This window comes from Psychromonas arctica DSM 14288 (assembly GCF_000482725.1).
Lineage (GTDB): Bacteria > Pseudomonadota > Gammaproteobacteria > Enterobacterales > Psychromonadaceae > Psychromonas > Psychromonas arctica.
Window position 1 is genome coordinate 19846 of record NZ_KI519488.1, and the last position, 22106, is coordinate 41951.

A 22106-nucleotide genomic window follows, 5' to 3' on the forward strand; every position below is an offset into this window, starting at 1 on the left:
TATCAACCATTGCTTATCGACACTGATACAAAAAAGACCATAAGCAAAAACTCAGCAAATTTCAGCAAGCATAACCACTTTTATAAAATAGTTATTTTCTAAATCATCATACAAATGAACAATAAATTGACCGAAGATAAGGTTTTAAACACAAAAGTGATTAAACTTTTAAGCTTCAGATTAATAACGTAAAAAAACCTTTCTCAAAATTTGTCCAGATAATAATAAAAATTGATGAGTGCTTGCACTATTTAAAGGAGATAAAATGACAACAAAAATAGAAGGCGTAGAGGGCGTAGTTCATGCCGTTGATTTAGCGGTTAGACCATTTGGTTGGCTATTATTAACCATCTTCGTCGTAGGATATTACTTTATTGCAGCCGAAGAAAAGTATCATATAAACAAAGCAAAACCCGCACTGTTCACCGGCACATTCATGTTTATGTTACTCGGTGGGTACTACGCATTTAACGGACTCGATTTCAGAGCATTTGATACTGAAATTGCACATTTGATATTAGAAATTGCAGAGATCTTCTTCTTCTTATTTGTAGCGATGACCTTCATCGAAGCACTGATTGAAAGGAATGTATTTGATGCATTAAAAGAAAAACTACTCAAATCTGGTTTTGGCTATCAAAAACTGTTCTGGGCAACCGGCTTTTTAGCCTTCTTTATATCACCAGTAGCCGATAACTTAACAACCGCCCTTATTCTCTCAACCGTATTGATTACCATAGAAAAAGATAACAAAGCCTTTCTTGTTCCAGCGGCTATCAATATCGTTGTTGCAGCTAATGCAGGCGGTGCATGGTCACCATTTGGTGATATTACAACCTTAATGGCATGGTCAGCAGGCAAAGGTTCATTCATTGACTTCTTATTCCTCTTTCCTGCATCTATTACTGGTTGGGCTATTACCGCTTTCTTGCTTTCTCGCTTTGTGCCTGAGGGTCGTCCTGCCAAAATCGAAGGTGCTGAACCCGTTAAAATTCACAAGGGTGGTAAAGTAATTGTTGGCCTTGGCATTTTCACCATTGCAGCAGCGGTATTAGGAAAACAATTGATGCATTTACCACCGATGTGGGGCATGTTATTTGGCCTTTCATTATTACAGCTTTATGCATACACACTAAAAAAATATCATAATAATGATATTCAAATTTATAAGTCTGTTTCCAAAGTAGAAAATGACACGCTTCTCTTTTTCTTTGGTATTCTGGCAGCCGTTGGCGCACTTCACTTTGCAGGTTTCTTATCCCATGCCGCGAAACTATATACTATGTTTGATCCTATGTACGTCAATGTAGGTGTCGGTTTTTTATCAGCCATTGTTGATAACGTACCAGTCATGTCAGCGGTATTAAAATCATCACCCGATATTCCATTAGCACAATGGATGCTAGTAACATTAACCGCTGGTGTCGGTGGCAGTCTGATCTCTTTTGGCTCTGCGGCAGGTGTTGGTGTAATGGGTAAACTAAAAGGCGTTTATACCTTTGGTGCACACATGAAATACTCTTGGACGATCCTCGTTGGTTACTTTGCTTCAGTAACCGTTTGGTACTTCCAATATGAAATATTAGGTTTTTATATTAAACCCGCAGTTCAAGTAGTAACAGGCCACTAATTTATTGTTCAATCAGCACACCTAACGTGCTAGTTAAATTGTTAACGCAATAAATAGCAATAAGCCATCCAATTAAAACATGTTATCAGGCACTGCTTGCTAGCATGTTTTCTTCTTTTACCTCTCCATCAAAGAGGCTTTGAGCAACATAACCAATAAATTAACCAATAAATTAACCAATTAACCAATTAACCAATTAACAATAAACTAACTACTTAACAATAAACTAACTACTTAACAATAAAAGTCGTTAGCATCATCAGCCCATTAAAATGAACCACTACAGCCCTTTTATCTCAGCACGATTGAAGCAAATAATAAATATTGTTAATTTTACTATTGCAATTAATATCACTGAGCGTAAAAGTACTACATCGCCGCACTTCAAAGGAGAAGACAACTAATGGCAAAACGTAACAAAGGATTAAAAGCACAGGCATCAAGCCTAGATGTAAACCAAACCTCAGCAAAAACACAAAAACAAACCGAGCTTGGTCGTGGCACCATTAATCACTCAGCAATGGGCGCATTAGTGACCAGTAAGATTTTTAGTATGAGAGTCGTTCAAGCGAAAAAAGGCAAAGGTTCATTTAACCGTAAAGCGAAACATGCGAGTAAAGAGTCTTATCAAATAGCAGCTTAAGCAATGAAACATTGATCGCTTTAGTCATTATCTGATAACACTTTTTACATTGAATTTAAAAGGTACTAGCCTGATTGCATCTACTAATAGCTGCTAAAGTGGTTTAATCAGCCTAAAGGTTAAATTAATGCGTGGTGCAACATTGCGTTGAGTTTTAGTAATGCAATGTTGCCAATGATGCTGTAGCTCGCCATGCATTAATAACAAACTATTATGTTGCAGTTCACAGGCCACCTTTTGTAACTTATCTTGATTATGTTTTAATAAAAACCGACGTGTAGCCCCCAAACTATAAGAAGCAATCACAGGGTTTACCCCTAATATTTTTTCATTATCAGCATGGTATCCCACCGAATCTTGTCCATCACGATACAAATTTGCCAATACACAATTAAAACGATAACCGGTCACGGCTTCTATCTGGCTTTTTAATGACAACAAACGCGCAGTAAACTCCACCGTTTGATATAACTTCTGATAACCACCATCAGCACTCACACCATAGTCACCATACCAAGCCGTCAAACGGGGTTGTAAATGACGTTGTTCATAAACAGTGATTGATTCTTGTCGCCAAATGGCGGCATTTAATAACTCATCAAATAACGCAGAAGCTTCATCTTCCGTTAACAATTGCTGCCAACAGGCCACCACTCCATCATTATTAATCAGGTCAATAGGCGGTTCATCTTCAAATAGTGATAACGTCATTTAGCTTCAGGCTTCCCATAGTAAAGTGAAAAAAACATTTAAAAGAGTAGAAAAGAATACGGACTTTATAACAAATATTCCTCACACTTCAAAAATTAACGGCTTAAATCGAAGTGAGCGTTACCAAGCTAGGTTGTTCAAGGTTGGCTTTAAAAATAACAGCATTGAACAAAAGTAACACAACCTTATTAAAGTTTAAGCGTTTAAGATTCTGTTATTTAAGTAGAAATATTCATTTTTAAACGTGACCACAGTTGTTAGAATGCGCTTAAAATATTCTACAGAAGAAAATAATGGCAAATTTTAATACGCATTTTAATGTCGCAGCAGTGGCAACCGGCCTTGCAGCAGCAACGCTTTTATCAGCCGAACATATCAATCTCAATACCGCACTTGGTCTATGGTTTTTAGGCACCATTGGCGGGTTATTACCCGATATAGACTCAGACAATTCCACATCATTGGATATCATCTTCAATCTGTTTGCATTCAGTGCGGTCTTAATCGTCCTCCGGTACGTGAGCAGTGACATGATCAGCTTTGTAGAGTTTCAACAATTAAGTTTACTTGAACTGATTGCGTTACCCCTCTTGGTGTACGCATTGATGCGATACTTAGTCAGACCTATTTTTGAAAAAATAACCGTACATAGAGGAAGTTGTCATTCATTGTCATTTGTTTTATTGATTGCACTATTTACAACGCAAATTATATGGCGATTAGCTCCACAAACATCAGAACAGACAGTGATCATTGCTTGGCTTTCCGGTGGGTTTGTTTTTCTGGGAGGAGTTATTCACTTAACATTAGACGAACTCTATAGTGTCGATTTAAGTAACGTCACCATCAAACGTTCATTTGGATCTGCACTGAAACTTGCTGATTTTAAAAACAAAAGCTTAACGTTAGTAAAGGTACTTTCGATTGCGGCATTAGCCTATACAGCCCCTTCTCCCGACCAAACTATCAATACATTAAGCGACTGGTCGAAATTAAAATTGAGCCCTTATTCAGAGATGGCCAATAGCAAATAATTTCAACGACATAAAGGTTAGCAAAATATAAACGTATCGTTTTATTATTTTTGTTTTAATGTAAAACAACTCCTTGAAAAAACATGTATTTGAGATCTATCAAATAACGGCTGTAGGTTGTAAAAGTGTATACTAGTAACTGATCAAAAGAAGGATTTAATGTGGAAACTGACCCATCAAAACCAGGTTATGAATTTGGCAGTGATTTAATGTCAGGCCGAACCTATAGCGAGTTAGATAATGAAACTGACTTTTTAGTTAATAGACCTAATGGCATGAAAGGTTTCACCTTAAACATCACCACAAAAGGTAGTGGTGTTATCGTTTGTGAAGGCGAAACATTTGTTGTTGAAGAGAATGACATTCTATTAATTCCGCCCGGTGTTCCTCATTATTATTCACGCAATCCACTATTTGAATCATGGGAAAGACGCTGGGTTTACTTCAGACCTAGAGCACATTGGGAGCAGTGGTTGTCATGGGATAAAATGATAGGTGATACTTACACCTCGCATATCCTTAACCAAAAAGACATTGATGTCATTAATAGCTGTTTTATTCGTATTGAAAAAAACATAAAAAGTGATTTACCATTAAGTACAGAACTAGCGTATGCAGGGTTAGAAAAATTAATTATTATCTGTAAATCATTGCAACCGAGTATCTGCGGAGAACGTTACGACCAACGCGTATTAGAAGTGATCGATATAATGTCTCGTAACTTAGACAAAGACTTCAGCATTGAATATTTGGCAGAACAGGTAGGTTTATCTGAATCTAGGCTGATGAATCTTTTTAAAACACAAGTCCATGTCAGCATTCTAAAATGGCGAGATGAACAGCGTATATCTTGTGCTAAAAACATGCTCGTTAATACCGGTGATTCAATCGCTGATATTTCAAAATTAGTCGGATACAGTGACCCGTTATACTTTTCTAGGGTATTTAAACGATTCGTTGGCTTAAGCCCCAATCAATTCAAAAAAGAAAACGGCTAACTAAATTAGCCGTTTTTCTTTAATACTTTGCATTAGCATTCTTAGATTCTCACCATTACTAAATCAATACCATTAGCTCGTTACCATTGCATCATGTGCATGACTAATGTCCGTTAATGGCTATTAGGTTTTATGCTATTTGTTCCTCGGTTTTACTTGCCAAACTTCTCTGACGTAAACGAGAATAAGCAAACCAAACTAAAAGTGAAACAAATATGGCGATTAACGCTAAAGAAGCAGGTCTAGATAAAACAAAAAACCAGTCTCCTTGTGCCATTGTCACCGTTCTTCTTAAATTCATTTCCGTTAGATTACCTAACACTAACCCCAATAAAATAGGAATAGGCGAGAAATCAAGTTTAATTAGTACATAAGCAACAACACCAAAAATAATCGCGACAAAGATATCGTACATCGTATTGTTGATTGAAAAGGTACCAGCAAAACAAAATATCACGATTAAAGGTGTTAATAGAGAGAAATCAACTTTAGTGATCTTGGCAAAGAAAGGCATCAATAAACGCCCTTGTATTAGCATAAATATATTAATAACAATCAAACCAATCATCACCGCATAAACTTCTACTCCATGCTCCTGAAATAAATTAGGCCCCGGTGTGAGTCCATTAATCATGAGTGTTCCCAATAAGATAGCAACAGCAGCATCTCCCGGGATCCCCAGTGTTAACAAAGGAATCAACGTAGCGCCTGTAACTGCATTATTGGCAGACTCAGCCGCCGCAATCCCCTCTTCAGATCCTTTACCAAAGGCGGCTTTGTTTTTAGAGTTTCTTCTTGCGGTATCGTAACTTAAAAATGAAGCCATCGAGGCACCTGTTCCCGGTATACAACCTATCACAGTACCAATAACAGATGAACGTAAGAGCGTGAGGTAAGAGCTAAAGAATTCTTTTAATGGTAATACATCATCTTTATTGTCATCTGTTTTTATCGATGCATATTTCACCGTTTTACTGTACTTACTTGCATTGGAAATGGTTTCAGATATAGCAAATAAACCAATCAGAACAATCACTAAATTTAACCCACCATAAAGGTTAAAGTCATCAAAGGTAAACCTAAATACGCCACTAATACTATCCATACCAACGGTAGATAATAATAAACCTAAACAACCAGCAATAATGCCTTTGAGTAAATTACCACTACTGACCCCCGAGATAATAAGCAAACCAAAAACACATAAAATGAAATACTCTGGAGGTCCAAAATTAAGTGCTATTTTAGCCACTAATGGGGCTGCAAATAACAATACTAATGCACTAAATATTCCCCCGAAACCAGAAGCATACAGCGCTGTTAACAATGCTTTTTTAGGTTTGCCTGAACGTGCTAAAGGGTAACCATCTAGCATAGTGGCCGCAGCATGAGGCGTACCCGGTGTTTTTATTAATATCGCAGAAATTGAACCGCCATAACTGCCTGAACAATAGATCCCCAACAAAAACATAAATGAAGCAATAGCATCCATCGTATAAGTGAACGGCATAAACAAAACTAAACACAGCATCACTGTTAAACCAGGAATAGAGCCAAACACTAATCCCAATAACAACCCAAGATTAAGATAAACAAAGCTTGAAACGGTGAAAAAAGCGATAAAGCCTTCTATAAATAAATTATCCATCTTAACTCCCTAAGGCAGTTGCACGAGCAATAAAAATTTAAAAACGTAATGCACAACCACACAACAAACCATTAAGAATATATAAAATTTAATATTAGTAATGTTGAAGAAGAGTAATGCCAGCGCGCTAAACGCCATGGAAGCAAACAAAAAACCAATAAAGGGAGTCGCCAATGCATAAGCGACAATCAATACAATAAATAAAACGGCTCTAATTTCTTTTTTAAAATCAACATTAAACGCCGAGATGTTAATAGAGCCGTTTTTTCTTTGCAGTCTGACTTCATTAACGAGCAGGAAAACACTGCAGACCAACATCAAGGTGGCGATCCAACGAGGAAAGGATTGTGCATTTATCCCTACTTGACTACTCGCTTGTACCTGATCGGGTATCACTAATAGAATAAATAAAGATATCCCCACAAATAAAAGGCCACCTAAGATATTGGACGTCATTTTCATCTCTACACTCCTCTAACTATTTTTTAGCCATTTCCCAAAAACGTTCTACTTTATCAATGGTTGTCATGACATGTTCATTTAATGCATCACCATCAACAGGATCGATATTCACACCTAAATTATCAGCAATCGCTATAAACTCAGGATTATTTAGAATATTTAAAAAATGTGCTCGAATACTATTCACTAAAGTAGGATCGGTACCTTTACGAGTCAGCATCATCATCCGATTAACTATCCAAGTATCGTAACCATATTCAGTCACAGGAGGTAAATCATAGACATCTGTTTTTAAGGGTTTTTCATCAAAAACGACCAGCGCTTCCAACTTGTTAGCTTTAACATACTCTTTGGCTAATGAAGCATGCGTTACCGCGAGAACAACATCACCCGCAATCGTTGCGTTCATCGCTTCATTTGCACCATTAAAACCAACAGCTTCATAATCAATGCCCATTTCAGATAACAAAGCAGAAATAATTAGAAACTCAGTACCATTAAGGCCATTAACACCAAATAACACCTTTTTCTCAGCACCGTAATTTTTTAGATCTTCAAAGGATTTAATACCAGAATCAGGAGTAGCAACTAATACAAAAGACGAAGTATAAATATTCATAATAGGCGTAAAGTCTTCCCATTTATAAGCGACTTTATTGGTTTTTGGACTAATTGAAAAATTACCTTCACTACCATAAATTATTTTAGTGGTGTTCGGTCTTTCACGAAGATATTCCGTGAGCGCTACCACCCCACCGGCACCTAATCGATTAGTTGGAATAATAGGTTGGCCGAACTCATCAGCACCAAATTGAGCCATTGCTCGATTAACTTGATCAGCTAGTCCCCCTACAGCCCAAGGTACAACCGTTGTAATTGGTTTTTGTGGCCAATCATCAGCTTTAGCCTGAACCGAAAAGGCAAACAACCCTAACGAAATAAATGTGGTGATCTTCTTAATACATTGCTTCATCGTGCACCTCTTAATATTATTGTCCATATCACTTCATTAAAATGTAATAATAACTAACTAACTACTTTTAAGTATAATTGTTAATAACTTGCAATCAAATTGTTAACAAACTGCTTCAAACTCGTTAAATATTAAGCTTTAATTAAAATAATAGTGCGATTAAGATCAAATTTATTTAATATATAGTTACAAAATAATATCAATCGAGAACTTGATCACATGAACAACTCAGTAGTATTGTCCATATTTAAAGCGTAGGGAATACTATCCCAAAACAAAATCTAATTTAAATAAGGAGTGATAAAATGGCTAAAAATAAAAAAAATGTTTTGATCTTTTTTACTGACCAACAACGAGCAGACACATTAGGTGTTCACGGTAACCCATTAAATCTCACTCCAAACATTGATTATGATGCGATGACAGGGACGCACTGTGAAAATGCATTCACGCCACAACCTGTATGTTTACCTGCACGAGCTGCTTTACAAACCGGAAAATACTCATCAGAGATTAACTGCAATACAAATGATGATGTGCTACCAACCACTGAACGAACACTTGCTCATCATTTTAACGATGCAGGTTACGAAACTGCCTACTTCGGTAAATGGCACCTTAATGCCTGTGATACCGCCCCGTTTAAAGAACCGCAAGGCGGATATAAAACATGGTGTGCAGCTAATATTCTTGAGTTTATTTCAGATGCCTATGAAACTGTATTATTTGATGAAACAGGAAAAGAAGTCAGGTTGCCCGGTTACCGTGTCGATGCAACCATCGACTTAGCAATTAGACACATTGATAAAAAGAAAGATCAACCCTTCTTTATGATGGTGTCATTACTCGAACCCCACATGCAAAATACAAGAGATGATTACCCTGCTCCAACAGGCTATCAATCACGTTATATTGATGCTTGGACGCCACCTGATTTAAGGGCGCTGGGCGGTACCTCTGCTCAACATTTACCGGGTTATTATGGAATGGTAAAAAGAATAGATGAAGCCTACGGAAGAGTAAAAGATGCCCTCAGAAGTTTAGGTATATTAGAAAACACCATTGTTTTATTTACTAGTGATCACGGTTGTCATTTCAAAACACGAAATACCGAATATAAACGCTCATGTCATGACTCTTCTTTAAAAATACCAATGGTATGGTCTGGAGCACAATTTAGTCACGGCGGGCGCCTTCCCAATAACATTAGCTTGGTGGATGTTCCTCCTACTTTATTAGATGCTTGTGGGATTCCTGTACCTGATGACATGAGTGGCCAATCTATTCTTCCGCTTGTGAATCGAACTGACAATAATTTCAGAGAGCATATCTATGCGGAAATCAGTGAGTCTCATGTAGGTCGTTGCGTAAGAACGTCTCGCTGGAAATACAGTATTAGACAACTCCCCGATAACACCTTTATCGATGACTTTCTGTATGACATTAAAGCTGATCCATGGGAATTGAATAATATTATAGGGTACAGAAGCCACCAGCGGGTTGTTAAGGTAATGAGAGAAAGGTTAGTCAAACAGATGTTAGCGATAGGGCAAGAAGAACCGACCATAATAGATGCTGAAGAGGTAGATTCTAAACAATATGCAGTAACAGAAGCTGAAGCATTTTTATAAACGATATTGCGCAGTCGTGTTTCATTTTATGCTTAAGGACAAGAATGTAAACACCGCGCACTGCGCATTAACATCTTCAGTTATTAACTTATTGACACTGATTATGAATATCACATAGATTTAAAAGGGTATTATATGGCTTGGAAAAAATGCGGGAAATCACCAGACTACCGCTTCACACTCGCTAACGAGCGTACTTTTTTAGCTTGGATACGTACTGCGTTGGCGTTTTTAGCCTCTGCCGTTGCGATTGATCAACTAACACCTAACTTGGCACCACAAGCGTATCGAGACATAATCGTGCTGCTGTTAAGTATTTTTGCCGCGAGTTTGGCTTATTTTGCTTATCGACGTTGGAGCCAAAATGAAAAAGCCATGAGGAAAGAAGCAGAACTTCCTTATACCAAGGTATTAAATGTGATCAGCTTGATCATGTTTATCATTTCATTCGTCATGGCTTATTTACTACTGTTTATATGAAACCTCGCGAAAGAGATAGTGGCCTACAAACCCAACGCACCACATTGTCATGGTTTAGGACTGTATTTGTTGTATTGATTAACGCCCTGCTTGTGCTGAAATTAAGTTATAACCAAGAACATAGTTACATTTTTATTAGTGGAATAAGTTTGATCAGTTTTACCATTTCTTTATATATATTATCGTTAACTCGTAATCAACAGTTCGCCTTCGATGTTGAACTCACAACCAAAAATGCGATTTGGACAAAACGCTACATCTCATTAATGGTCGGTCTCTGTGCATTATTAGTTAGCCTATCCAGCGCTATCAGCCTCTATAACTTACTCTTAACTTAATGCAATGTTAAACCGTTTATTAATGGGTACAGCTAATAAAGCCTTATTGCATAATAAGGCTAAAATAGCCCACACAGTAGTTTAAACTCCCTCTTTTTTATTCTCTCCTAACACTTATTTTTTGAATTAATATTGCAATAACCTGTATTTTTACATGATTTATTTAACGGTGTCGTATGGTCACCAGTAAATGCTTTCTTAAACATACCTAAGAACTCTACCTTGAACATAAAATATCGATAATTGTTTATGCCGACTCTTAATGATTGATCTGTTTTATAGTGTGGTTTAGTGACTTACTGTGCAGGATAATAAGTATTTTCTGTTTGTTTTTTGTACTCCTCACAGGCTTTAATTTAATGGTTGTTATGATTTTCAAACCGTTTTTGAAAATAATTTATGTGTTTTTATACAACGGCTAAACCTATTAATCCTGTTTGTTTTTCATTTTTTCCTTTAATGATTGTTAATGAGATAAACCAGTTGAAACAGTTGATTTGATTGAACTTAGCCGTTTATGAAAATTAGACATTAATACAAAACTGATGAGACTTTGAGTCGATATAAAGTCTACTACTATATAGCTACCATTAACTCCTCCCAACGAAACCAGCCCACACGACCTGATATTAGTGCCTTTATAAAGTGAACCTTTTGTTTACTTCATCCGTATCACTGTTTTTACGATCGACAAATTAATTCAATTATTTGTCATTTCTTAACCTGCTATTAACCTCAGGAAGACTATTATCTTCCTCAACAACGACCGATAAGGGATAAAACTTAACCGTTGTTGTCAGGTGATAACAGATGAATAAATACACGGCTTGCCTAGACGAACTAACTGTGATCAGCAATTCACCAGCACAAGACTTAACCATTGATAAATCAAAAGTAACGATCCAAGAGTTTGCTCAAACACGTGACCAAGTAGCTTACCGTGCAGTAGTTGATGTGGATTACCACTTCACTACAATCAAAACACAAAACTAATTTAGTTTATCGTTATAACTTACCGTTATAACGATAAGAAAAGGTTCATCACCGAAAATGCCGTTGACTTACATAGTTAGCGGCATTTTTTTTTGTTTATGACGTTGCTTTATATACATCCAAATTATTTATAGATCAGGTCTGTTTATGTCTCTCGACTATTTATACTTTTAGCCTATTTATACATTTGATCAAAGTTATCAATATAGTTATCCCATATCGGCGGAGAGCCGACTAGTTCCTTTACGATTTCAATAAATAACTTCACCAGAGGCGTTTGATTTCTGTGGGGATAAACAGCGTAAACACCCCAATCCCTCGTCTCTAGTTTATAATTTGTGAGTAACGGTACTAACCCTAGTTCTTTAATATTTTTATCTAAAGTAAATAAGCCGCGTTGTGAATAACCCAATCCAGCTTGTAGCGCATCAATGATAACGCTTATTTCATTGACCTCGAGACGCCCGACCATATTATGACTACGCATTTGATCGCTGCCAGGTGTTTCTGAGAGCGTTAATTTATTAAATGTATTTTCACCATTGGCATAGATAATTGCAGGTAATTTAATAAGTTCTTCAGGTGTTTTCGGTTCACCGTAGGTTTTAATAAAACTTTCAGAGGCCAGTATTGCGAACTTAGCTCCCGCTAACTTACGAGCAATTAAGTTTGAGTCTCGAGCCGGTCCGATGCGAAAAGCAATATCAAACCGCTCACCAATAATATCCGAGCGTTTATCCTCAAATACTAATTTGATATGAGTTTGTGGATACTTGGCCATAAACAGTGCCACGGCTTTTTGAATATACATTTTACCAAATAACGTTGGGCAGGTAATACGCAGTAACCCTTTGGGTTCTGAATGAAAGGAATCTGCGAGGCGCTGGGTATTAGCCAATAATTCTCTCATTGCTTCAGCTTGTTTAAATATCTCCTTGCCAGCATCCGTGAGCGAAACTGACCGCGTTGATCGATTTAATAAACGCACCCCTAGGTCATCTTCCAATAACTTTATCTGTTTCGATAATGCAGAGCGGTCAATATTACGTATTCCAGCGGCTTTTGCGAAGGATCCGTGTTGAACAACATCAATAAACAAGTCTAATCTTGTCGACATTCCCATTAAAAAATCCTTTTTGAAAATGATAAAATAGTCATAAATAGTGCTAAGTTAAAACATGAGATTGTGTATGGTTATCTTGGATTGAATTTGAATTAATAATGGATTTAATCCTGGGTTAATTCAAAGTCTGGCGATAGTTATAACAATAATCTTAAGCTTCATTGCTACGGTGACTATCATGAGTACGAACAATGTTATTCTAAATCGTCTTTTACAACAGATTGACGCGTCATACACAAGGTTAATAGCAGAGTTAACGCATCGCTAACGGAGTCAATATAACATTTTGCATCGCTATTAAATGGGATTGCATCTCCTACCACTACATCACAGTTAAATGGCACAAAAATCATCTCACCTTTGGGTAACGCTTTGCCTAAGCCATGCATCATAACAGGTACTACTTTTAGTGTTTCTCTGCTTTTAATTAAGTGGTGTACGCCACGCTTTAAATCACTGAGTTGTTCTGGCTTACCACGAGAACCTTCTGGAAATAAAAGCAAAATATCTCCGTCGTCTAATGCACGATGGCATTGTGCAAATAAGACTGACGTATCGCGTATATGTTTACGTTGCATTGGAATAATGCCAATAATGTTCAATGAAAACCAAGCCAGTAGTTTATTTTTTAAAAAATAATCAGCGGCGGCAACGGGTCTTATTTTATGGATTTGACTTAATGGGTATAAGCTCATCAAGACGAGGGTATCTAAATGGCTGTTATGGTTTGCAACAACAATCGCAGGTCCCTGTTTAGGCAGTTTCGCTTTAAAAAACACATTTAAACCTAAACCCAACAAGACCATAGGTTTAACCAATAGTGCAAAAAATAATATTTTTAAAAATCGGTTCATTAATAATCCTTATTAAATCCTACTTTGATATTCACGAGCACGCTTATTTGATGAAAAGTAATACGTATTCGAGATGCCCTCACCTGATACCGGTTAATAATGTAAATAATAGAGGAAGTGGAAGAATAATGGCGCCGTATAAATCAAGCTATCTATTCGATCCAATAACCCGCCATGGCCTGGAATTAATGTACCACTGTCTTTAATCGCTAAATCTCGTTTAACCGACGAAATTACCACATCGCCCACAAATCCGCTGATTGCGATTAATGTACCAGCTACAAAGCCTTGGACCATTGTTAGTGGCGTTAAGTAAGGCGCAACAAAACCAGAGATAAGGGTGACGGTTATCACTCCTCCAATAAATCCTTCCCATGTTTTTTTAGGGCTTACTTTAGGAATTATTTTATGTTTACCTAAGGTTTTACCCCAAATATATTGGCATACATCGTTAAACTGAGTGATAAAAATCAGAAATAAAACTAATCCCAATGCTCCGGCTTGCTCATTTTTAACGGGAAGTTGTAATAAATAAGCAATGTGACTAACACATAATACCGACAGCATGACTGCCCAGTGAATAGTCCCTAAAGAGCGAATGAAGCCTTTGGTTTCTCCAATAAACACTGCGCGCATTGGTAAAAATAAGAACACGTAGATAGGAATAAAGATAAGAAACATGCCATACCAGTTGCTAGCAACCCAATAATACTGCAATGGAATGGCAAGATAGGCCCATAATAAAATGCGTCTATCGGCTTGTCGAGTGGGCATGATCGAAAAAAATTCTTTTAACGCTAAAAAGCTCAACAGCGCAAAAAAGATAATGGAGATGGTTGTGGGGGCTAATAAAATGCCAAATAAAATGCCAATCATCCACCACCAAGATTGAATGCGTTGTTTTAGTTCTAAGTAATCTGTTTGTGGATTTTTTACCTGCAAACGCCAACGAATTAAAGAACCCGTGACCAGTAAGATCACTACAAATATCATCATATAAAAAGAGTGAGTCGGTATATTAAACATCAGTATTGTCCTCATGCTTATGGCGTTGACGATTATTGTGCTCAGGATTATTGTGTTGAGTATTGTTGTGTTGAGTATTATTGTCTTGAGGCTTGTTGTGTTGAGTATTGTTGTGTTGAGTATGGGTGTGCTGACGTTTGGTGTGTTGATTTTGCTCTGGCGATTCTAAATATTGGTATGCTGAGCGAGCGCGTTTATATAAAGTCAGTAAACAACCGAAACAGATAATCGATAGGCCAAGGAGTAAAACATATCCTTGTGTTGCAAATATTGATGTTTCGATAGGCAGTAATAGCAAGACAAAGGTGATCACCGCCATTCGATGTTGTTTTGCCATTGGGCCAGTAAATAAAGTTGGTGCACCGATAGATGTTGCTAACACACGCACATAAGCCGTTTTAACCGCCAATAGTCCGGCTAACCACCCGAGTTCAATCGCCCATGGCAAGCTAGCAATGGCATAACCAGCACAGACTAAAATCAAGGGATCCGCAATTCTATCTGGAATATCATTAAATAATTCACCAGATGATGTTGATTTTCCCCCTTCCATGGCTACCATGCCATCAAATAAATTACATAATAGGCGGCATTGCACCAATAAAGCAGCTAACCAACTCAGCCAGATAGTTGCGCCAGCGCCTATCGAAAGTAAACAAAGCCCTGCTAGTAGTGCAAAAAAGATACTAGCTATTGATATTTGATTAGGTGAAATATTAGGCTTACTCAAAGCCGTCGCTATTTTATTCATAATCGTCAAATCACGCACTTTTAATGGGCGGCGAGCTTCTGAGTCAGTCATTATATTTCCTTATTAATAACAGTTAATCGTGATGCAATTAATAGCCATTGTTAGCAATAGCTACTACTCAATCACTATTAGTCAATCAATATGAGCAAAGGCGATGTGGCCTTTAACTCTGTGCAAAATGGACGTCCTTTAATAATCCTACATTACCCTTATCATGGTCATAGCAATGAAAAAAAACAGGCCATTAAAGTATTATTTTAGTGTGATATTTAAGGTGCACATACGAGAACAATATAGTGCTTTAAATTACTGGTTAAGACAACCTAGGTTTATATAACATAAAGTTAATATTTAGTGCGCCTTCTAATACTGATAGATTTACCTAAGCATTGAATTAATCGTCATTAACCACTTCATTATGAACAATTTATAAGCGTTATAGGCTCGATCAATTATAGCTATTTCATTTGCTAAGATATTTTTTAAACAAATAGATAGGAAAGATCAGTCGCCGCTAACATAGTCAATAAAAGTTGTGTAATATCGCACAAAACCCTCACCTATATAATGAGTAGCCTATGGACGTTGAATTATTAGAAATAAAAGACTTTATCAGTCAATACGCCCCTTTTGATGAACTGCCCGAAGAAGCTTTAGCTGAAGTGGTACAAAGTGTTGAAATATCTTATTTCCGTGCCAATACAACCATCATCGATTTTAAGGATGAGATTAGCGAGTTGTATATGATCCGCAGCGGTATTGTTGAATTATTTCGTCGTAATGGCAATCTCTATAATCGTCTAGACCAAGGGCAATTATTTGGGCAAATGGGGCTACTCACCAATAATAAAGTACGTTTTCCCGCTAAAACCACCAAAGACACCCTTTTATACTGCATTCCAGCGGTTATCTTTTATGATTTATGTGAGCGTTTTGAATCCTTTGCTGATTTCGTAGAAGCAGAAGATAGTACTCGTTTAAAACAAGCGGTAGAAAGTAATAGTGATGATGCCAATGCGCTTACCACTTCAAAAGTAAAAAAATTAATTACACGCGAACCTTTGATTGTTCCGATTGATACCAGTGTGCAAGCGGTTGCACAAATGATGGCAGAAGAATATCAATCCGCCGCTTTAATTAATGACCCGAGCCTCGATGACAGTGAAGGAAATAACCTAGTGGGTTTAATTTCCGAACATGATTTATGTGCAAAAGTGATTGCTGCAGGCTTAAGTATTGATAGCCCCGTTTCTGAGGTCATGTCTACAGAACTGATTTCTTTAGATCATAATGCCTATATTTTTGAAGCCATGTTGATCATGCTACGCAACAACGTGCATCATTTACCTGTGCTTAAAAATAAAAAACCGATTGGCTTAATTGAAGTGTCTGACATTATTCGCTATGAATCTCAAAATAGTTTGTTGTTTGTTAGTAGCATTTTCCAGCAACAAAGCCCTGAAGATCTTGCTCTATTATCAAAACAGTTGAAAGATTGTTTTGTCCGTATGGTGAACGAAGATGCGAACTCGCACATGGTTGGGCGTGCGATGTCAGAGATTGGACGTAGCTTTAAACAACGTTTATTAGAATTGGCGGAAGAGGAGTTTGGCCCGGCCCCTATTCCATTTTGCTTCTTAGCATTGGGTTCAATGGCCCGTGATGAACAATTGATGGTAACCGATCAAGATAATGCCATTATTCTTGATAATAGTTATGACCCAGCAGTACACGGTGAATATTTTGAGAAATTATCGCACTTTGTTTGCGATGGTTTAGCGGCCTGCGGTTACATTTATTGTACCGGTGATATTATGGCCACCAATCCAGAGTTTCGTAAAACGCAAATCGAATGGGAAGAATGCTTTGCTAGTTGGATTGATAATCCAAATCCGAAAGCGTTATTAAATTGTAATATTTTCTTTGATTTAACCGGTGTTTATGGACGCATAAAATGGGCTGAGCATTTAAATGCCTTTATTTTACGTCGCGCCAAAAAGAACAATCGTTTCTTGGCTTGTTTGGCCCGTAATGCGCTGAATAGAAAACCACCTCTGGGTTTCTTTAAAGATTTTGTGATGGAAAGTGATGGTCGTCATAATAATTCCATCAACTTAAAACGTCGCGGAACAGCACCACTTGCAGACTTAATTCGTGTGCATGCGTTAGCCATTGGTTCTCAATCTCAAAACTCCTTTGACCGTTTGGAAGATATTATTGAAGCAGGCATTTTACCTAAATCTAAAGGTGAAGATTTACAGCATGCCATGGAGCTTATTTCGTTAGTAAGATTACGTCACCAAGCATTAGATATTGAATCGGATATTGAGCCTGATAATAATATTGAACCTGAAAATATGTCTGATTTTGAAAGACGAAATTTAAAGGATGCGTTTTTAGTATTAAGTAACGCGCAAAATTTCTTAAAATATCGTTATAGTGCCACTCTTTAAGGATCGTCTATGTATAATTTTATTAACAAAGAGGTCTTAAACTGGTCTGCTTTTTTAAAGTTAAAAGCCCAGTTAAGCAAGGATGAACGTCTCAAGAAGTTTTATGATGTGGGCACATATCATGACGATACAAAACTTCAAGACATTGAATTTGTTGCTTTAGATTTTGAAACTACAGGATTAGATCCTAAAAAAAATAGCATTATTAGTATTGGTTTAGTACCTTTTACCTTAAAACGCATTTATTGTAATCAAGCTAAAAGTTGGTTTATTAACCCTAAAGATAAGTTACAAGAAGACTCTATTATTATTCATGGGATCACCCATTCAGATTTAAAAGGTGCACCGGACTTAAGGCGTATTCTAGATCAGTTACTTGAGCAGTTAGCGGGTAAAGTAGTAGTGGTTCATTACCGTAATATCGAGCGCCCTTTCTTAGATTTGCATTTACGTGCGCTTTTTAAAGAAGGCATTGTTTTCCCTGTAGTTGATACTATGCAAATAGAATCTAACATTCAAAGAAAACTAGCAGCTGGATTTTTAAATAGATTACGTGGCAAAAAGCCAGCCTCGATTCGCCTAGGGCAAAGTCGAAAGCGCTATAATTTACCTACTTATCAACCACATGACGCCTTAACCGATGCAATTGCTACTGCGGAGTTGCTACAGGCGCAAGTGGGGTATCATTTTAGCCCTGACACACCTATTAAGGATTTGTGGTTATAATATGAAAATGGTTGCAGAGTGGCTGAAGCTATTTAATGAAAAAGCAATAGAATGACAAAAGCTATAACCGTTACTTGCTAACAATAATGCGATCTATTGCTAGCAAGTCCTTTCAACTTTTAAACTTTATACCGCTCAAATAGCTAATCCTTATCGACGGTCACCACGCAACTTTATTTTGTAAACAGAATTTTCAAATTAGACTCCCCCGAATAAACCGCGCAGAAACATCTTTATTTCTGTCACTTTAGGGTAATAGCTAATAGCTAATGGCTGACGACTGACCGCTAAAAACTTAATTTAACCATTAGCTCTTCATCTTTATGCTTATAGCCGCTATTAATCAGCTGCATTATTTCGCCACCTGCTCGAATATCCAGACTAGAAAAATATGATTAACTTTCAATCAGTTCACTACGTGAACCCGCTGTCAATATTTTAAAAATATGTGCTTACAACCTAAATGGCCAATCTTTAAAAATGGCATTGCAGGCTACTTTGCCGCTACATACTTATGCTCTTTTAATTCAAGTTGAATGCTGAGTAAACCTGGTCATTTAACATTCGATTAATGACCAAAAAATCCATAATGAATGGAAATAAAAGGTGATGAAGATCACACAAATGAAGCGCATAATAGCTATATCGAGTGAGACGGTAGCGGTAGCGGTAACACATTAATAACTCATTCAACTCAAACAACTCATTAACAAGAACTGAACCAATTATTTAAGGCATTAAAAATGAAAAACTTCACAATTCTAGTAGCAACTTTACTCATTAGCTCAAGTGTTTTTGCAAGCACGCAAATAATACATTCTGATAAAAATTTCAGTACTGATGCATTTACAGATAAAGCATCGGCTTACGAAGCAGGTTTTGATTATGTTGATCAACTTAAACAGTTACCTGAAAACAAATTAAGTCATGAATTGGTCCTTATTTCTACCACACCAACTAAAGACATTAAAATTAACAACACTAACGTATCAATTGAAGAATTTGCGCAAACTCGCGGACAAATTGCTTACCGCGCAATAGTGAATGTTGATTACAACTACACCACGAAAAAAAATGACAATTAATCGACGCTTAGCAGTACAAAGAACAGAATTAACAAAGAAAAACACAAACAAGTCGTGAACGCCAATAGGTAGCGACAACATATATCTTATAAATAATATTATTAAGGGCATAAACATGAAAAATTTTACAACATTAACAGCAGTAGCAGCAGCACTATTAGTTAGTTCAAGTGTTTTTGCAGCAACACAAGTTGTTCATTCAGACAAAACATTCAGCACTGATGCGTACACAAATAAAACAGCAGCTTATGATGCAGGTTTTGACTACCTTGATGGACTCAAAAAATTGCCAGCGAACGAATTACGCCACGCGTTAACAGTGATCAGTAATTCGCCAGCACAAGATCTGACTATTGATAAATCAAAAGTCACGATTAAAGAGTTTGCTCAAACGCGTGATCAAGTTGTTTATCGTGCTGTAGTTGATGTGGATTACCACTACACCACAATAAAAAAACAAAACTAAGCTTGGTTTAATGTTTTAAATAGACACTAACCATGACCAACATTGCTGCTTATCTACTTTCTTAGCCAGTTTGTTAGTGGGCAGCAATTTTATTTCATTTCTTATTTAACTATATTTATATTCGTTAGCAAGCAATATACATTATTCAGTCGTTAACTCGAACCTCCAGACTAGCCGTTTTAACCTAATGACTCGATAAAGAATTAACTGTATTAATCTACTTCTCAATTATTACTACTCAACTATTACTACTCAATTATAACCACCAGTATCAACGATAAAGCAGTTTCCCTCAGACAGTCAATCTAGCATTTAATTTAGTAATGAATATAGTAATGAACTTAGCAAAATATTGACGATTAACTCGGAATTATTGGCTTTTTTCTGGCCACTTACCAATGGTGACGTATGGACACCATTAGGCTACCTTCTAACGATTAACCTACTTTCTATTGTAGAAAGTATAGCCTGAAAAAATCTTCACACTCAATAAATAAGTTTCATTTTTTAATGTTTTTTTTAATAACATAACTCTACTTATTAACTACAAAAAACGCATATGTTAAGTCATTTCTACAAGAGTTATTTAACTTTATTTACACTATTTTTTATTTTCACATGTAAGCTTAACACCTTATTTAACCTTGTTGGCTAATTTAGCTTACAATAAAAATGCAATAAAAATATAATAAAGATGTAATAAATAAGCTTCGATTTTTTATTTAAATCTTTTACCACGTAATACGCTTACAAGCATTGCTCTCATTGATTTAATGTTTGATAAAAAGAAGACATTTCCCCTCTTTTAATTGCTTAACCTCACTTTTAAAATATTTTTATCCCCTCCTATTCATCACAAAAAACCTACCTAGGCGCTATTATAACTAGGGTTAACTCTTATCACCGCAAAGTGAACCTTTTCTTCTTCTCATCCGTATCACCACTTTTAGGATGGATAAATTAATTCAATTATTTGTCATTTCTTAACCTGCTATTAACCCCAGGAAGACTATTATCTTCCTCAGCAACGACCGATAAGGGATAAAACTTAACCGTTGTTGTCAGGTGATAACAGATGAATAAATACACGGTTTGCAAAAAATATTTGCAATAAAGGAAATTTATTTCCCACTAAGTAGGTCTTTTGAAGTGAGTGTGTATTAAAACAAGATGACGCAAAGGAGTTGGCTGATTCAAACCTTGTTAATGTGAGTGAGCAAGAAGAAACAAGCCCACGTCACAGGTAAATAAACAACAAGGTAAAACGGTGAACAATCACTTAGCTTTTTTCATTCTAAATTCGATTGGTGACAAAAAAGCCACAATGAATGGAAAAATAGAGTGATGACGGTCACATAAATGATAGGCATAATAGCTACATCGAGTGAGGAAACAGCGGTAACGCATTAACCACTCATTCAATACAAATATGTATCAACAAATTATTTAAGGTATTCAAAATGAAAAAATTAACAACTCTAGCAGCAACTCTACTTATCAGCTCAAGCGTTTTTGCTGGTACACAAGTCGTTCATTCTGACAAAAACTTCAGCACTGATGCATTCACAAATAAAGCAGCAGCTTATGAAGCCGGTTTTAATTATGTAAACCAACTTAAACAGTTACCTGAAAACAAATTACGTCACGAGTTGGTTCTTATCTCTACAACACCAACTAAAGACTTAAAAATTAAAGATACTCGCGTATCAATTGAAGAATTTGCACAAACACGTGGACAAGTAGAATACCGCGCTATTGTCAATGTAGATTACAACTACAAAGCATTAAGAAGCGATAACTAATCAGCGCTTGGTAATGTAAAAAATAGAAACAAAAAAGCACGAAAAAAACAAAGAATAGAACATAGCGTAAGTCGCGAACGCCAATAGGTAGCGACAACAACATAAAGCTTATAAATAGATAGCTTATAAACAAATTATTAGGGGCACTACAATGAAAAAATTAACCACAGTATCAGCACTAGCAGCAACATTATTAATCAGTTCAAGCGTTTTTGCAGCATCACAAGTTGTGCATTCAGACAAAACATTCAGCACTGATGCCTTCACAGATAAAGCAGC

General features: G+C 36.6%; 21 protein-coding genes. 13 read left to right on the forward strand and 8 right to left on the reverse strand.

The features are described from left to right. The first annotated feature begins 265 nt into the window (after positions 1-265). Together nhaD and arfA are read left to right on the forward strand one after the other, a co-directional pair. Positions 266-1630, forward strand: coding sequence for a sodium:proton antiporter NhaD (gene nhaD, locus H592_RS0120195; protein ID WP_028870358.1), 1365 nt, complete (start codon positions 266-268; stop codon positions 1628-1630). Positions 1631-2033: 403 nt separating this feature from the next. Then, positions 2034-2273 carry an alternative ribosome rescue factor ArfA gene (gene arfA / locus H592_RS0120200; RefSeq protein ID WP_028870359.1) on the forward strand — a complete coding sequence of 80 codons (240 nt, stop codon included), beginning with the start codon at positions 2034-2036 and terminating at the stop codon, positions 2271-2273. Positions 2274-2366: 93 nt separating this feature from the next. Here the strand turns inward: arfA and H592_RS0120205 are convergent, their stop codons facing one another. Next, entirely contained in the window at positions 2367-2984 is a 618-nt protein-coding gene (locus H592_RS0120205; RefSeq protein WP_028870360.1) for an alpha-ketoglutarate-dependent dioxygenase AlkB family protein, read from the reverse strand. A gap of 293 nt (positions 2985-3277) precedes the next feature. On the opposite strand from H592_RS0120205, the gene H592_RS0120210 reads away from it, so the two are divergent. Both H592_RS0120210 and araC read left to right on the forward strand, forming a co-directional pair. Next, positions 3278-4018, forward strand: a complete 741-nt coding sequence (locus tag H592_RS0120210) for a metal-dependent hydrolase (protein WP_028870361.1) — start codon at positions 3278-3280, stop codon at positions 4016-4018. Between the two features lie 161 nt (positions 4019-4179). Next, on the forward strand, positions 4180-5016 hold the full coding sequence (araC, locus tag H592_RS0120215; RefSeq protein ID WP_028870362.1) for an arabinose operon transcriptional regulator AraC: 837 nt from the start codon (positions 4180-4182) through the stop codon (positions 5014-5016). A gap of 130 nt (positions 5017-5146) precedes the next feature. Here the strand turns inward: araC and H592_RS0120220 are convergent, their stop codons facing one another. The 3 genes from H592_RS0120220 to H592_RS0120230 are packed head-to-tail and all read right to left on the reverse strand — an operon-like array spanning position 5147 to position 8099. Continuing rightward, a complete protein-coding gene (locus H592_RS0120220; protein ID WP_037072383.1) occupies positions 5147-6664 on the reverse strand; it encodes a tripartite tricarboxylate transporter permease in 1518 nt (505 codons plus the stop codon). A 9-nt stretch (positions 6665-6673) separates the two neighbouring features. Further along, on the reverse strand, positions 6674-7126 hold the full coding sequence (locus tag H592_RS23455; protein WP_028870364.1) for a tripartite tricarboxylate transporter TctB family protein: 453 nt from the start codon (positions 7124-7126) through the stop codon (positions 6674-6676). A 16-nt stretch (positions 7127-7142) separates the two neighbouring features. Beyond that, positions 7143-8099 carry a tripartite tricarboxylate transporter substrate binding protein gene (locus H592_RS0120230; protein WP_028870365.1) on the reverse strand — a complete coding sequence of 319 codons (957 nt, stop codon included), beginning with the start codon at positions 8097-8099 and terminating at the stop codon, positions 7143-7145. 305 nt (positions 8100-8404) lie between these two features. Between H592_RS0120230 and H592_RS0120235 the strand changes: the two genes are divergently transcribed. The 4 genes from H592_RS0120235 to H592_RS23010 all read left to right on the forward strand — a co-directional run bounded on the left by H592_RS0120235 (position 8405) and on the right by H592_RS23010 (position 11541). Then, positions 8405-9730: a sulfatase family protein gene (locus H592_RS0120235; RefSeq protein ID WP_028870366.1), complete on the forward strand. Its 1326-nt coding sequence runs from the start codon at positions 8405-8407 to the stop codon at positions 9728-9730. Between the two features lie 135 nt (positions 9731-9865). Beyond that, a complete protein-coding gene (locus tag H592_RS0120240) occupies positions 9866-10210 on the forward strand; it encodes a YidH family protein (protein WP_028870367.1) in 345 nt (114 codons plus the stop codon). After that, positions 10207-10548 carry a DUF202 domain-containing protein gene (locus H592_RS24980; protein ID WP_028870368.1) on the forward strand — a complete coding sequence of 114 codons (342 nt, stop codon included), beginning with the start codon at positions 10207-10209 and terminating at the stop codon, positions 10546-10548. Before H592_RS0120240 ends, H592_RS24980 begins: the two co-directional genes overlap by 4 nt. Before the next feature lie 810 nt (positions 10549-11358). After that, positions 11359-11541 (forward strand): DUF3316 domain-containing protein, encoded by a 183-nt coding sequence (locus tag H592_RS23010; protein WP_037072386.1) that lies wholly within the window; start codon positions 11359-11361, stop codon positions 11539-11541. Positions 11542-11716: 175 nt separating this feature from the next. Here H592_RS23010 and H592_RS0120255 read toward each other — a convergent pair whose 3' ends face one another. The 4 genes from H592_RS0120255 to H592_RS23015 form a co-directional block, all read right to left on the reverse strand. After that, on the reverse strand, positions 11717-12658 hold the full coding sequence (locus H592_RS0120255) for a LysR family transcriptional regulator (protein ID WP_245600461.1): 942 nt from the start codon (positions 12656-12658) through the stop codon (positions 11717-11719). A 200-nt stretch (positions 12659-12858) separates the two neighbouring features. After that, on the reverse strand, positions 12859-13518 hold the full coding sequence (locus H592_RS0120260) for a lysophospholipid acyltransferase family protein (RefSeq protein WP_028870370.1): 660 nt from the start codon (positions 13516-13518) through the stop codon (positions 12859-12861). 93 nt (positions 13519-13611) lie between these two features. After that, positions 13612-14544, reverse strand: coding sequence for a phosphatidate cytidylyltransferase (locus H592_RS0120265; RefSeq protein ID WP_028870371.1), 933 nt, complete (start codon positions 14542-14544; stop codon positions 13612-13614). Next, positions 14537-15346 carry a CDP-alcohol phosphatidyltransferase family protein gene (locus tag H592_RS23015; RefSeq protein ID WP_084296355.1) on the reverse strand — a complete coding sequence of 270 codons (810 nt, stop codon included), beginning with the start codon at positions 15344-15346 and terminating at the stop codon, positions 14537-14539. Before H592_RS23015 ends, H592_RS0120265 begins: the two co-directional genes overlap by 8 nt. 527 nt (positions 15347-15873) lie before the next feature. Here H592_RS23015 and H592_RS0120275 point away from each other — a divergent pair. The 5 genes from H592_RS0120275 (at position 15874) to H592_RS0120295 (ending at position 21827) form a co-directional block, all read left to right on the forward strand. Further along, positions 15874-17748: a putative nucleotidyltransferase substrate binding domain-containing protein gene (locus H592_RS0120275; RefSeq protein ID WP_028870372.1), complete on the forward strand. Its 1875-nt coding sequence runs from the start codon at positions 15874-15876 to the stop codon at positions 17746-17748. Positions 17749-17757: 9 nt separating this feature from the next. After that, positions 17758-18474, forward strand: a complete 717-nt coding sequence (locus H592_RS0120280) for a 3'-5' exonuclease (protein ID WP_028870373.1) — start codon at positions 17758-17760, stop codon at positions 18472-18474. Positions 18475-19217: 743 nt separating this feature from the next. Then, positions 19218-19559, forward strand: coding sequence for a DUF3316 domain-containing protein (locus H592_RS0120285; protein ID WP_028870374.1), 342 nt, complete (start codon positions 19218-19220; stop codon positions 19557-19559). Between the two features lie 115 nt (positions 19560-19674). Continuing rightward, positions 19675-20025 (forward strand): DUF3316 domain-containing protein, encoded by a 351-nt coding sequence (locus tag H592_RS0120290; RefSeq protein WP_028870375.1) that lies wholly within the window; start codon positions 19675-19677, stop codon positions 20023-20025. Between the two features lie 1460 nt (positions 20026-21485). Then, the gene (locus H592_RS0120295; protein WP_028870376.1) at positions 21486-21827 is read left to right on the forward strand and encodes a DUF3316 domain-containing protein; all 342 of its coding nucleotides are present in this window, start codon (positions 21486-21488) and stop codon (positions 21825-21827) included. Positions 21828-22106: the final 279 nt, after the last annotated feature.

Excerpts from the sequence above, each read along its gene's own strand:
- H592_RS0120210 (WP_028870361.1), top strand. The coding sequence starts at position 3,278 with ATGGCAAATTTTAATACGCATTTTAATGTCGCAGCAGTGGCAACCGGC.
- nhaD (WP_028870358.1), top strand. The coding sequence starts at position 266 with ATGACAACAAAAATAGAAGGCGTAGAGGGCGTAGTTCATGCCGTTGAT.
- H592_RS0120295 (WP_028870376.1), top strand. The coding sequence starts at position 21,486 with ATGAAAAAATTAACAACTCTAGCAGCAACTCTACTTATCAGCTCAAGC.
- H592_RS0120205 (WP_028870360.1), bottom strand. The coding sequence starts at position 2,984 with ATGACGTTATCACTATTTGAAGATGAACCGCCTATTGACCTGATTAAT.
- H592_RS0120290 (WP_028870375.1), top strand. The coding sequence starts at position 19,675 with ATGAAAAATTTTACAACATTAACAGCAGTAGCAGCAGCACTATTAGTT.
- H592_RS23455 (WP_028870364.1), bottom strand. The coding sequence starts at position 7,126 with ATGAAAATGACGTCCAATATCTTAGGTGGCCTTTTATTTGTGGGGATA.
- H592_RS0120285 (WP_028870374.1), top strand. The coding sequence starts at position 19,218 with ATGAAAAACTTCACAATTCTAGTAGCAACTTTACTCATTAGCTCAAGT.
- H592_RS0120220 (WP_037072383.1), bottom strand. The coding sequence starts at position 6,664 with ATGGATAATTTATTTATAGAAGGCTTTATCGCTTTTTTCACCGTTTCA.
- H592_RS0120235 (WP_028870366.1), top strand. The coding sequence starts at position 8,405 with ATGGCTAAAAATAAAAAAAATGTTTTGATCTTTTTTACTGACCAACAA.
- H592_RS23010 (WP_037072386.1), top strand. The coding sequence starts at position 11,359 with ATGAATAAATACACGGCTTGCCTAGACGAACTAACTGTGATCAGCAAT.
- H592_RS0120280 (WP_028870373.1), top strand. The coding sequence starts at position 17,758 with ATGTATAATTTTATTAACAAAGAGGTCTTAAACTGGTCTGCTTTTTTA.
- H592_RS0120230 (WP_028870365.1), bottom strand. The coding sequence starts at position 8,099 with ATGAAGCAATGTATTAAGAAGATCACCACATTTATTTCGTTAGGGTTG.
- H592_RS0120275 (WP_028870372.1), top strand. The coding sequence starts at position 15,874 with ATGGACGTTGAATTATTAGAAATAAAAGACTTTATCAGTCAATACGCC.
- H592_RS0120255 (WP_245600461.1), bottom strand. The coding sequence starts at position 12,658 with ATGTCGACAAGATTAGACTTGTTTATTGATGTTGTTCAACACGGATCC.
- H592_RS24980 (WP_028870368.1), top strand. The coding sequence starts at position 10,207 with ATGAAACCTCGCGAAAGAGATAGTGGCCTACAAACCCAACGCACCACA.
- H592_RS23015 (WP_084296355.1), bottom strand. The coding sequence starts at position 15,346 with ATGACTGACTCAGAAGCTCGCCGCCCATTAAAAGTGCGTGATTTGACG.
- H592_RS0120260 (WP_028870370.1), bottom strand. The coding sequence starts at position 13,518 with ATGAACCGATTTTTAAAAATATTATTTTTTGCACTATTGGTTAAACCT.
- arfA (WP_028870359.1), top strand. The coding sequence starts at position 2,034 with ATGGCAAAACGTAACAAAGGATTAAAAGCACAGGCATCAAGCCTAGAT.
- H592_RS0120240 (WP_028870367.1), top strand. The coding sequence starts at position 9,866 with ATGGCTTGGAAAAAATGCGGGAAATCACCAGACTACCGCTTCACACTC.
- H592_RS0120265 (WP_028870371.1), bottom strand. The coding sequence starts at position 14,544 with ATGTTTAATATACCGACTCACTCTTTTTATATGATGATATTTGTAGTG.